General features: G+C 73.8%; 9 protein-coding genes. 1 reads left to right on the top strand and 8 read right to left on the bottom strand.

Features of this window, described 5'->3' with window-relative positions; translation table 11 throughout:
• Positions 1 to 310: 310 nt before the first annotated feature.
• The 3 genes from ABZX40_RS10495 to ABZX40_RS10485 all read right to left on the bottom strand — a co-directional run bounded on the left by ABZX40_RS10495 (position 311) and on the right by ABZX40_RS10485 (position 4,322).
• The gene (locus tag ABZX40_RS10495; protein WP_355734462.1) at positions 311 to 1,774 is read right to left on the bottom strand and encodes a PAS domain-containing protein; all 1,464 of its coding nucleotides are present in this window, start codon (positions 1,772 to 1,774) and stop codon (positions 311 to 313) included.
• A 146-nt stretch (positions 1,775 to 1,920) separates the two neighbouring features.
• Positions 1,921 to 2,862, bottom strand: coding sequence for a GNAT family N-acetyltransferase (locus tag ABZX40_RS10490; protein ID WP_355734459.1), 942 nt, complete (start codon positions 2,860 to 2,862; stop codon positions 1,921 to 1,923).
• Positions 2,863 to 3,221: 359 nt separating this feature from the next.
• Positions 3,222 to 4,322 carry a citrate synthase 2 gene (locus ABZX40_RS10485; protein ID WP_355734456.1) on the bottom strand — a complete coding sequence of 367 codons (1,101 nt, stop codon included), beginning with the start codon at positions 4,320 to 4,322 and terminating at the stop codon, positions 3,222 to 3,224.
• A gap of 394 nt (positions 4,323 to 4,716) precedes the next feature.
• Here ABZX40_RS10485 and pdxH point away from each other — a divergent pair, with 394 nt between their 5' ends.
• Positions 4,717 to 5,394: a pyridoxamine 5'-phosphate oxidase gene (gene pdxH / locus ABZX40_RS10480; protein ID WP_355734538.1), complete on the top strand. Its 678-nt coding sequence runs from the start codon at positions 4,717 to 4,719 to the stop codon at positions 5,392 to 5,394.
• A gap of 63 nt (positions 5,395 to 5,457) precedes the next feature.
• Here the strand turns inward: pdxH and ABZX40_RS10475 are convergent, their stop codons facing one another.
• From ABZX40_RS10475 to ABZX40_RS10455, 5 genes are all read right to left on the bottom strand, one after another.
• Positions 5,458 to 6,096, bottom strand: a complete 639-nt coding sequence (locus ABZX40_RS10475; protein WP_355734453.1) for a TetR/AcrR family transcriptional regulator — start codon at positions 6,094 to 6,096, stop codon at positions 5,458 to 5,460.
• Positions 6,097 to 6,135: 39 nt separating this feature from the next.
• Entirely contained in the window at positions 6,136 to 6,903 is a 768-nt protein-coding gene (locus ABZX40_RS10470) for an enoyl-CoA hydratase family protein (RefSeq protein ID WP_355734535.1), read from the bottom strand.
• Between the two features lie 155 nt (positions 6,904 to 7,058).
• Positions 7,059 to 8,633: a 4-coumarate--CoA ligase family protein gene (locus tag ABZX40_RS10465; RefSeq protein ID WP_355734450.1), complete on the bottom strand. Its 1,575-nt coding sequence runs from the start codon at positions 8,631 to 8,633 to the stop codon at positions 7,059 to 7,061.
• 113 nt (positions 8,634 to 8,746) lie between these two features.
• Entirely contained in the window at positions 8,747 to 9,892 is a 1,146-nt protein-coding gene (locus ABZX40_RS10460) for an acyl-CoA dehydrogenase family protein (protein ID WP_355734448.1), read from the bottom strand.
• A 76-nt stretch (positions 9,893 to 9,968) separates the two neighbouring features.
• Positions 9,969 to 11,867, bottom strand: a complete 1,899-nt coding sequence (locus ABZX40_RS10455) for a biotin carboxylase N-terminal domain-containing protein (RefSeq protein WP_355734445.1) — start codon at positions 11,865 to 11,867, stop codon at positions 9,969 to 9,971.
• Positions 11,868 to 11,872 lie beyond the last annotated feature (5 nt).

Genomic DNA, 11,872 nt, shown 5'->3' with positions numbered 1-11,872 from the left:
CTGACGCGCCGGGCCCCACCGGGCTCGGCGCCCCTGGGACGGCGGCCCACTCCGGCCGCCGTCCTTCGCGCGACGCCGGGCCCCCGGACGGGCCGCCCCTCGCCGGGGCCGAACCGCCACCGGTCCCGGCCAGCCCTGGCACCCCGCTGAGCCCCGGGCCCGGGCCCCCCGCACGCGGCGCCGAGCCCCTCGCCGGTCCCGGTCGGCCCTGGCACCGCGCCAAGCTTCCCGGCCCCCGCCACCCCGTCCACCACCAAGCCCCCAGCCCCGGTCCGGCCGCCCCGCCCCCACGCGGCAGCGCCCCGCCCGCCTACCCCTCACCCGCCCCCAGCACCTCCGACAGATCCAGCGCCGTCGCTATGCGCACCGCCACATCCTCCGCGTAGCTGCTGTCGGTGCGTTCGAACTGGGTGCGGCCGGGGCCGCGGAGGAAGGTGACGACGCCCAGGGTGCGGCCCCGGCTGCGCAGTACCGCGCACAGGGCGTGGACGGAGTCCGCGGGCCACTGCCGGGACAGGGCCCAGGCGCGGGCCTGCTCGGCGGGTATGGACCCCGCGCCCGCCCGTACCGACCCGGCCCGCTCCACGCACTGGAGCGCCGGGTGCCCGGGGGCGTAGCGCGCGGGCAGCCCGGCCCGGCCGCCGAACCGGCTGGGGCCCGGCGTCCCGGCGGGCGTCTCGGCGACCCGTACCAGCCGGACCGGGCCGGAGGCCGCCGTGCCGTCGGCGAGGGGGCCGCCCGCCACCCGGTCGATCAGGGCGTGGTCGGCGAAACCGGCCAGCGCGAAGTCCAGATGGACGGTGGCCGCCTCCGCCGGGTCCTCGCACTCGGCGGCGGCGCGGGCCGCCCGGTGCAGCTGATTGGCGCGGAAGCGCAGCAGCGCGGCCTCCTGCTCGCCCTGCTTGGCCTCGGTGACGTCCTGGAACAGCCAGCCCACCCCGAGCGGCACCGGCTCCTCCGCGAGCGGGGAGGCCAGCCGCAGGAAGCCGCTGCGCCAGCAGCGCCGCCGCTCGCCGTCGGGGGTGCGGACGGTCACCCAGATCTCGGCGGGCGCGGGGGGCGCGCCCTCGGCCAGGACATGGGTGAAGGCGCTCTCCAGTTCCTCCACGCCGGTGGCGAGGAGTTCCCCCAGCGGACGGCCCAGCAGGCTCGTACGGCCGCTGCCCAGCGCGCGGGCGGCGTGTCCGTTGACGACGGCGGGGCGCAGGTCGACATCGACCAGGACGACCCCCCAGCTGGCGTCCTCGAAGAGGGCCTCGCTGAGGGCGATGGACCGCTCCAGGTCGATCTGCGCGTGCACCTCGCTGAAGGCGCAGTACACCCCGGCGGGCTTGCCGTCGGGGCCGCGTACGGCGGCGGACTGGGTGCGCACCAGGACCCGGCCGCCGTCCTTGGTGAGCAGCGCGAACTCATGGACCTGGCGGCCGGGGGCGTGCATGGCGGACAGCAGCCGCCCCTCGACCTCCTCCGCGTCCGCCGCGCGCACCGCCCAGCCGGCCAGTCCGGGCCGGCCGACCGCCTCGGCGGCGCTCCAGCCGAGGATCCGCTCCGCCTCGCGGTTCCAGTGGGTGATCACACCGTCCGCGTCGAACGCGCACAGCGCCGCGTCCATGCCGTCCAGCAGGGCGGCGAGCAGATCCGGGCCCCGGGTGCCCCCCGGGCCGCCGGGCGCGGGATCCGGGCCCGCGCCGGAGCCGGAACCCGCGCCATGGGGGTCGCCGGGGCCGTCCGGGCCGATCTCGTCCGTGGCCCCGCTACGCCGGGAAGCACTCATGTCGACCCCCTGCACGTTGGCGTCCGCACGGACGGCGCGTCGGTTCGCTCACTGGCCATCATTCAACTCGAACGTGATGCAGCACACATCTGGTTCCCACAAGATTGCGGGGAATCGTTGTACGCCGGAGACGCCCGGCCCCGTGGTCATGGGGTGACGCCCGTCCACCGCAGGTCGATCCACTCCACCTGCTCCTGCTCCGGTTCCTCGCGCTCCTCCGGGAGCACATAGCGTTCGCTCTCGGTGAAGCCCCGTTCGACGGCGAAGCGCAGTCCGTCGGTGTTGGCGGCCAGCACCACCGTCTCGATCGCGCGGGCGCCCCGCTCGCGCGCGTGGGCGAGCCCGTCGGCCCACAGGGCCTGTCCGATGCCGCGTCCCCGGTAGGCGGGCAGGGTGCGGGCGATGACGGTCACCACACCCTCGGGGGTCGGCGGCCGGACGGTGGAACAGCCCACCGGTACGTCCCCGAGATAGGCGTTGACCAGCCGGTACCGTTCCGCCCGCGCGCGTACCTCCGCCTCAGTGAGCGCGGCGGGCGGGACGACGGTGTTGTGCGCCTCGCGCCACTGTTCCAGCATGGCGTCCCCGGTCGCGGGCGCGAGCCGCAGCCCGCGGACGGGGCCGCGGCGGGCGTCCACCTCGATCTCGATCCGCATCCGGGGGTTGGCGAGGCCGCACACCATCATCGTGGCGGCCGGGCGCACCGGGCCGAAGACCGCGCGCAGGACGGGCCAGCAGGGCTCGAAGTCCTCGCGGGCCGGGAGCAGGTAGCGCACCCGCACCACGTCCTCGAACCCGCACCCCGCCTCCGCGAGCGCGGCGGCGATGTTGCGCAGGCACTGCTCGGTCTGGGTCACCACGTCGTCGGAGATCGTCATGGTGGTGTAGTCGAAGCCGGTGGTGCCGGAGACATGGACCCGGTCGCCGTCCACCACGGCACGGGCGTAACCGATCCGCTCCTCGAACACCGACCCGCTGAGAATCGCCCGCCTGGGGACGTCCGTCCGGCGGGGGGCGTCTGCCCGACGGGGGGCGTCGGTCGGGCGGGCGGGGCCGTGGTCGAGGTGGGAGGAGGGGCTGTCGGTCATGCTCCGACGCTAGATGATCAAGCGGCCGTCCCACAGGCCCCGGCAAAGAAAACAAAAAACAGTTGATCGGTGGGCGATCCGGTTCTTAAGGTGGCGGGCACACGAGAAGGGAGGTGGTTCGGCAGATGTATGAGAACCGGACGCGTGAGGTGGCTGCGGGCTAGCGGCTCGCCACCACACTCTGTGCGGTGCCGGACCAGCGCGTGACCGATGCGCGCAGCCGGCCCAATCCCAGCAGTCACCCGACCCGCGAGTCGCCGGTAACGTCCGGCCGGCTCCTCTCCGGAGGAACCCGACTCGCGGGTCGTCTGCGTGTACGCCCGAACCTGCGGGTCAGCTGGTCGGGCAGACAGGGCGGGTCAGCCGGTGATGCCGGACCAGCCGTCGATCTCCCGGGGGTCGCGGACGCCGGGGCCGGTGTAGCGGGCCGAGGGGCGGACGAGACGGCCGGTGCGCTTCTGCTCCAGGATGTGCGCGGACCACCCGGCCGTACGGGCGCAGCTGAACATCGAGGTGAACATGTGCGCCGGGACCTCCGCGAAGTCCAGCACGATCGCCGCCCAGAACTCCACGTTCGTCGCCAGCACCCGGTCCGGGCGCCGGTTGTGCAGCTCGGCCAGGGCCGCCTTCTCCAGCGCCTCGGCGACCTCGAAGCGCGGGGCGCCCAGCTCACGGGCGGTGCGGCGCAGGACGCGGGCGCGCGGGTCCTCGGCGCGGTACACCCGGTGCCCGAAGCCCATCAGTCGCTCGCCCTGGTCCAGGGTCCGGCGGACATAGGCGTCGGCGTCCCCGGTGCGCTCGATCTCCTCGATCATGTGCAGGACGCGGGAGGGTGCGCCGCCGTGCAGCGGGCCGGACATGGCGCCGACCGCGACGGAGAGGGCCGCGGCCACATCCGCGCCGGTGGAGGCGATGACGCGGGCGGTGAAGGTGGAGGCGTTCATGCCGTGCTCGGCGGCGGAGGTCCAGTAGGCGTCCACGGCGGCCACATGGCGGGGGTCGGGCTCGCCCCGCCAGCGGATCATGAACCGCTCGACGACGGACCGCGCCTTGTCGATCTCCCGCTGCGGCACCATGGGCAGGCCCTGGCCACGGGCGGACTGGGCGACGTAGGACAGGGCCATCACGGCGGCGCGGGCGAGGTCGTCGCGGGCCTGGGCGGCATCGATGTCGAGCAGCGGTTTCAGGCCCCACACCGGGGCGAGCATGGCCAGCGCGGACTGGACGTCGACCCGGATGTCACCGGAGTGCACGGGGATGGGGAACGGCTCGGCGGGCGGCAGCCCGGGGTCGAAGGCCCCGTCGACGAGCAGGCCCCAGACATTGCCGAAGGAGACCTGGCCGACCAGATCCTCGATGTCGACACCGCGGTACCGGAGGGCACCGCCCTCCTTGTCCGGTTCGGCGATCTCCGTCTCGAACGCGATGACTCCCTCAAGTCCGGGTACGAAATCGGACATCAGGCGGCTCCTCAGATGTGTACGGATGTGTACGGGCGATGCGAGGGCGTAGACGGGGTGCGGCTGCCCCCGGCGGAGGTGCACGGGCACGAGACGGCCGTCCGGCGGATCCGCGGTCCGGCTCTGGGACTCGCGGTCCTGGGCGACACGGTTCTTCGAATCTTCGAGTCTTCACATCTTCGAGTTGTCGAACCTTCGAGTCTTCGAGTTGTCGAATTATCGAATCTTCGAGTCTTCGAACAGGTCCTAGGGTCATGCCCCGTGCGGTCGGGGGTCATCCGACCGGACGGCAGGAGAACAGTATCCCCGAGTGCCACCTTTGGGGAGAGGGGGCGGCACTCAGTGCCACTCCGTGACCAAGGACACCGTACGGGCGGCGGGGGCGGTGGGGACGATGGGGCAGGATGACCGCGTGACCGACCCTGATCTCGATCCCGCCGCGATGCGTCGGCAGTACCGGGCCACGGGCCTGACCGAGGACGAGCTGGCGGCGACGCCCGTGGCGCAGTTCGCCCGCTGGTTCCGGCAGACGGCGACGGAGGCCGGGCTGTTCGAGCCGAACGCGATGGTGGTGTCCACGGCCGACGCCCAGGGCCGCCCCAGCTCCCGTACGGTCCTGCTGAAGCACTTCGACGAGGACGGCTTCGTCTTCTACACCAACTACGGCTCCCGCAAGGCCCGTGACCTGGCGGAGAACCCGTATGTCTCGCTGCTGTTCCCCTGGCATCCGATGGCCCGGCAGGTCATCGTCTCGGGCACGGCCCGGCGCACCGGCCGTGACGAGACCGCCGCGTACTTCCGCACCCGGCCGCACGGCTCCCAGCTCGGCGCCTGGGCCAGCGACCAGTCCACGCCGGTCGACGGCCGGGCCGCGCTCGACACCGCCTACGCCGAGCTGAACGCCCGCTATCCCGAGGGCGAGCAGGTCCCGGTGCCCCCGCACTGGGGCGGCTTCCGGGTGACCCCGGCGACGGTGGAGTTCTGGCAGGGCCGCGAGAACCGGCTGCATGACCGGCTGCGGTACGAGACGGACGGGACGGGCGGCTGGAGCGTACGGCGGCTGGCGCCGTGAGCCGCCGGGCCCGGGGCCTGTCCGCCCGCCCCGGGCCCGGGGACCTGCGGCGAGCGCGCCGGGTCAGTCCAGTGCGCGTGCCACGATGTCCGCCCACTGGGCCACCACCCGCTCGCGGCGTGCCGCGTCGTCCGTGAGGAGGTTGGCGAGGCCGAGGCCGCGGGCCATGTCCAGGAGGCCCTGGACGGTCTCGCGGACGCCGGGGCGGGTCTCGTCGGCGGTGAGCAGGTCGACGGCGACGCGGTGGGCCTCGCGGCCGACGCGGGCCTCCAACTCGGTGACCCGGGCGCGCAGTTGCTCCTCGTCGGAGGCGGCGACCCAGAGGTGGAGGGCGGCGCGGAAGAGGGGGCCGGTGTAGAGGCCGACCAGGGCCGTGACCACCACCCGCCGGTCACCGCAGGCGCCCTCGGGGAAGAGGGCGCGCAGGGCGAGGGAACGCTCCTCGGCGACATACTCCACCGCCGCCGTGAACAGGTCCTCGCGGGTCGGGAAGTGGTGCTGGGCCGCGCCCCGCGAGACCCCGGCGCGCTCGGCGACGACGGAGACCGTGGACCCCGCCCAGCCGTACTCGGCGAGACAGGCCACGGCCGCCTCCAGCAGCCGCTGCCGGGTGAGCCGGCTGCGGTCCTGCTTGGGCAGCCGGTCGGCCGTCTGGTTGATCGGGTCCGCCGCGCGGTCGTCCGTGTCCTGTGTGGCGCTCACTCGCCGTTCACCTCCGTGCCGGGCCCTCGTCGCCCGTTCTCATCGCGTCCATGACGGATCCCGCCGTTCCAGGAAGGCCGTCATCCCCTCGCGGGCCTGGGGCGAGGCGAACAGCCGGGCCGAGAGCGCGGTCAGGGTCCGCGCGTCCCGGTCGAAGGACTCCAGCACCTTAGCCGTGAGCAGCCGTTTCGTCTCCGCCAGGGCCTCGGGGGCCGACGCCCGCAGCCCGTCGAGGACGGCGGCGAGGACGGCGTCCACCTCCTCCCCCGCCGCCGTCACCAGGCCGATACGCGCCGCCTCGGCGGCGTCGAAGCGCTCCCCGGTGAGGCAGTAGCGGGCGAGGGCCCGCGGGTCGGTGCGCGGGAGGAGGGGCAGGGAGATCACGGCGGGCGCGACCCCGATCCGGACCTCCGTGAAGGCGAAGGTCGCCGCGGGTGAGGCCACGGCGATGTCGCAGGCGGCGAGCAGTCCGAGGCCGCCCGCGCGGACATGCCCGGTGACCCGGGCGACGACCGGTTTCGGCAGTTCCACGATCGCCCGCAACAGCGCCACCAGGGCCTCCGGCGCGGGCGGGTTCCGCAGGTCGGCGCCCGCGCTGAAGGTGGTGCCGGTGTGGGTGAGGACGACCGCCCGTACGTCGTCGTCCGCCGCGCAGTCGGTGAGCGCGTCCGCGAGGGCGGCGACCAGGGGCGCGGACAGGGCGTTGCGGTTGCCCGGCGAGTCCAGGGCGAGGGTCTCGACGCCTCGCTCGCGGGTGCGGGCGATGAGGGGTACGGGGGTTGTTGTCGGCTCGGATGCCGTGGGCACGGGCGCCTTGGGCTCGGATGCCGTGGGCTCGGATGCCGTGGGCACGGGCGCCTTGGGCACGGGCGCCTTGGGCACGGGCGCCTTGGGCACGGGCGCCTTGGGCACGGATGCCGTGGGCTCGGGCGCCGTGGGCTCGGGTGCCGTGGGCTCGCTCGTCATGGGCGCTGCCTCAGTTCGCGTCGGAGGATCTTGCCGGAGGCGGCGCGGGGCACGCCCTCGATGAACGTCACCCCGCGCACCCGCTTGTAGGGCGCGACGCGCTCGGCGACGTACATCATCACCTCCCCCGCGCTCAGGTCGGCGGCGGACGGCTGGGGGACGACGTAGGCGTGCGGGACCTCGGTGCCGCCCTGTTCGTCCTGGACGCCGATGACGGCCGCGTCGGCGATGCCGGGGTGGGTGAGGAGCAGGGCCTCCAGTTCGGCGGGGGCGACCTGGAAGCCCTTGTACTTGATGAGTTCCTTCACCCGGTCGACCACGAACAGCCAGCCGCCCTCGTCGACATGGCCGACGTCCCCGGTGTGCAGCCAGCCCTCCGGGTCGATCATCGCGGCGGTGGCGTCGGGCCGGCCCAGATAGCCCTTCATCACCTGGGGGCCGCGGATCAGGATCTCGCCGGACTCCCCGGGGCCGAGGTCCCGGCCGGGCTCGTCCAGGGACACGATCCGCATCTCGGTGCTGGGGATCAGCCGCCCGACCGTCCCCGGCGGCGCCTCGCGCATCGCGTCCAGGGGGACGACATGGGTGCCCGGGGAGAGTTCCGTCATGCCGTACGCCTGACCCACCGGCGGCAGGTTCAGCCGCCGGGCGCAGGCCAGGGCGAGGGACGCGTCCAGGGGCGCGGCGGCGCTGATGACGTACCGCAGGGAGGTGAGGTCGTAGTCGGCGACCCGGGGGTGCTTGGCGAGGGCGAGGACGATCGGCGGGGCGACGTACAGGCCGGTGATGCGGTGGTTCTGGATCGCCGCGAGGAAGGTCTCCAGATCGAAGCGGGGCAGGACGACGACCGTGGCGCCCTGCTGGAGCGGGGAGTTCATCAGCGCGGTCAGACCGTAGATGTGGAAGAACGGGAGCACGGCGAGGATCCGGTCCCCGGGGCCCGACGGGATCACGGACGTCGTCAGCTGGGCCAGATTGGTGGCGATCTGGCGGTGGGTGAGCATCACACCCTTGGGCGTGCCGGTGGTCCCGGAGGAGTACGGCAGGACGGCCACGTCCGTCACCGGGTCAAGGGCGACGGACGGCTCGGGCGCGGTGGACGCCAGCATGTCGATCAGCGAGCGGTGGCCGGGCGCGCTGTCGCAGACGAAGATCTCCCGCACCCCGCCCGCCCGCTCGGCCGCCTCCCTGGCCACCGGCAGCAGCGGGGACACGGTGACGATCCAGCGCGCCGCGCAGTCCGCGAGCTGCTTGGCGAACTCCGCCGCCGTGGCCAGCGGATGCACCGTCGTCACCGAGGCGCCCGCGCGCGTGGCGGCGTAGAACGCGGTCGGGAACGCCACCGTGTTCGGGCTGTGCAGGGCGAGGACATCGCCCTTGCGCACCCCCGCGTCCGCGAGCCCCGCGGCGACCCGGCGGTGGAAGCGGTCCAGTTGCTCATAGCTGAGGGTGGTGCCGTCGGTGCCGTCGACCAGGGCGGGCGCGTCCCCGAACGCGGCGGCCCGGCCCAGCACGGCGTCATGGATGGGCAGTTCTATCGGCGGTACGTCGGGGTACACGCTGCGGAACATCGACGGCTCCTTCCACACTCCACATGGTCGGTCGATATGGCCCGGTATGGCCCGGTGCGGCTCAGTACAACTCGGTACAACTCAGTACGGCTGAGTACGACGCTCAGTACGGCTCAGTACGACTTCGGCAGGCCCAGGCTCTGGTGGGAGACGAAGTTGAGGATCATCTCCCGGCTCACCGGCGCGATCCGGGCCACCCGCGCCGCCGTGATCAGCCGGGCCAGCCCGAACTCACGGGTCAGCCCATTGCCGCCGAGGGTGTGCACGGCCTGGTCGACCGCCTTCACACATGCCTCCCCGGCCGCGTACTTCGCCATGTTCGCCGCCTCCCCCGCGCCCAGGTCGTCGCCCGCGTCGTACAGCGCCGCCGCGTGCCGCATCATCAGCCGGGCGAGTTCCAGCTCGATGTGCGCCTGGGCGAGGGGGTGGGCGATGGCCTGGTGGGCGCCGATCGGGGCGTTCCAGACGGTCCGCTCCCGGGCGTAGTCGACGGCCTTGGCGAGCGCGTAGCGGCCCATGCCGATCGCGAACGCGGCCGTCATGATCCGCTCCGGGTTCAGCCCGGCGAAGAGCTGGAGCAGTCCGGCGTCCTCGTCGCCCACCAGCGCCTCCGGCGGCAGCCGTACATCCTCCAGGACCAGCTCGAACTGCTTCTCCGCGGCCTGGAGTTCCATGTCGATGGGGTGCCGGGTGAAGCCGGGGGCGTCCCTCGGGACGATGAAGAGGCAGGGCTTGAGACGGCCGGTGCGGGAGTCCTCCGTCCGGCCGACGATCAGGACCGCGTCGGCGAGGTCGACGCCGGAGATGAAGACCTTGCGGCCGGTGAGGAGCCAGTCGCCGGTGTCGCCGTCGCGGCGGGCGGTGGTGGTGATGCGGTGGGAGTTGGAACCGGCGTCGGGTTCCGTGATGCCGAACGCCATTGTCTTCGAGCCGTCGGCCAGGCCCGGCAGCCAGGTCCGCTTCTGGGCGTCGGTGCCGAAGCGGGCGATGACCGTGCCGCAGATCGCCGGGGAGACGACCAGCATGAGGAGGGGGGCGCCCGCGGTGCCGAGTTCTTCCAGAACGATGGAGAGTTCGGATATGCCTCCGCCGCCGCCTCCGTAGGCTTCGGGGAGGTTGACGCCGAGGTAGCCGAGTTTTCCGGCTTCGGCCCAGAGGGCTTCGCGGTTGTAGGCGGGGCCGTGATGGGCGCCGAGGGCGGCCACGGCGGCGCGGAGGGCCTGGTGTTCCTCGGATTCGGATCCGGCGAGAGTGGGCATGTCCGTCCCTTCGGGTGCGGGTTTCGTTGTGGCTGGCCCCTAAGGGGTCGGGCGGCCCCTATGGGGTCGGCTGGGCCTAAGGGGTCGGCTGGACCACCGCCAGCAGTGTGTCCACCCGCACCTGCTGTCCCGGCGTGACGTGCAGGGCGTGCAGAGTCCCCGTCACGGGGGCCGTGATCCGGTGTTCCATCTTCATCGCCTCCAGCCACAGCAGTGGCTCGCCCGCCTTCACCGGGGCGCCCTCCGCCAGGCCCTCGGCCACCCGGATCACCGTCCCCGGCATCGGGGCCAGCAGGGACCCCGGCGCGTGCTGGGGGGTGGGGTCGGGGAAGCGGGGCAGCGCGGTCAGGGAGGTGTTGTTGACGTGGATCCGGTCGCCGTAGCGCGCCACGGTGTACGTACGCCGTACACCCGCCACCTCCAGCACCACCCTCCCCGCCTCCACCGACACCACCCGTACGCCCTCCGCCTCCCAGCCGCCCCCGCGCGTCGGGCGGTAGGCGGCCTCGTGTTCCTCGCCGGCCATCAGATAGCGCTTGGTCCGGGGCTGGGAGGGGACGTTGCGGAAGGCGCCGAAGCGGGAGCGGCCGTGGGCGTCGGCGAGGGCGGCGGCGAGCGGGGCGTGGGGGTCGGGGGCGGGGGTGGTGAGGTCGGGGAGGTGGCGGTCGTAGAAGCCGGTGTCCATGCGGGCGGCCGTGAACTCCGGGTGGCGCAGGGAGCGGACGAGGAGGTCGCGGTTGGTGGGCGGGCCGTGGATCTCGGCCCGGTCCAGGGCGCCGGACAGCCTGCGCAGCGCCTCCGCGCGGGTGGGGGCGTGGGCGACGGCCTTGGCGAGCATCGGGTCGTAGTGGACGGGGATGTCGTCGCCGTCCGCGTACCCGGTGTCCAGGCGGACCGCGCCGGGCACGGCGAGGCGGTGCAGGGTGCCGGTCCCGGGCGTCCAGTCGCGGGCCGGGTCCTCGGCGTAGAGGCGGGCCTCGACGGCGTGCCCGCGCGCGGGCGGCGGCTCCGGCGGCAGGGCGTGGCCCTCGGCGATCCGGAGCTGCTCGGCGACCAGGTCCAGGCCGAACACCGCCTCGGTGACGGGGTGTTCGACCTGGAGGCGGGTGTTCATCTCCAGGAAGTGCGCCCGGCCGTCGGCGACCAGGAACTCCACGGTCCCGGCGCCGACGTAACCGACCCGGCGGGCGGCGCGCTCGGCCAGCGCGTACAGCTCGCCGGTGAGGTCGGGGCCGAGACCCGGCGCCGGGGCCTCCTCGATCACCTTCTGATGGCGGCGCTGGAGCGAGCAGTCACGGGTGCCGAGCGTCCACACCGTGCCGTGGCTGTCGGCGAGGAGCTGCACCTCGACATGGCGGCCGTGCTCGATGTACGGCTCGACGAACACCTCGCCGTCGCCGAACGCGCTCGCCGCCTCCGCGCGGGCGCCCTCCAGCGCCGCGTCCAGTCCGGCCAGTTCGCGCACGATCCGCATCCCGCGCCCGCCGCCGCCCGCCGCCGCCTTGACCAGCACCGGGAGGTCGGCCTCACCGACCTCGCCGAGGCCGAGCGGGGCGAGCCCCAGCAGCTCCTTGGCGCGGGTCTTGGAGGCCATCGCCTCGATCGCCTCCGGCGGCGGCCCGACCCAGGTCAGCCCCGCGTCCAGGACCGCCCGCGCGAAGTCCGGGTTCTCGGAGAGGAAGCCGTAACCGGGGTGCACGGCATCGGCACCGGCCGCCAGCGCCGCCTCCACGATCAGCCCGCCCCGCAGATAGGTGTCACCGGTCGCGGCCCCCGGCAGCCGTACGGCGTCATCGGCCAGCCGGGTGTGCAGGGCGCCCGCGTCGGCGTCCGAGTACACCGCGACGGTCCGGATGCCCAGCTCACGGCAGGTACGGAAGATCCGGACGGCGATCTCGCCCCGGTTGGCGACCAACAGCGCGGAAATCACCGACATCTCGCTCGTACTCGTACTCGTACTCGTACTCGTGCTCATCGTGG

The sequence above is a fragment of the Streptomyces sp. NPDC004610 genome, assembly GCF_040609715.1.
Lineage (GTDB): Bacteria > Actinomycetota > Actinomycetes > Streptomycetales > Streptomycetaceae > Streptomyces.
This window is presented reverse-complemented; position numbering and strand designations above follow the sequence as displayed.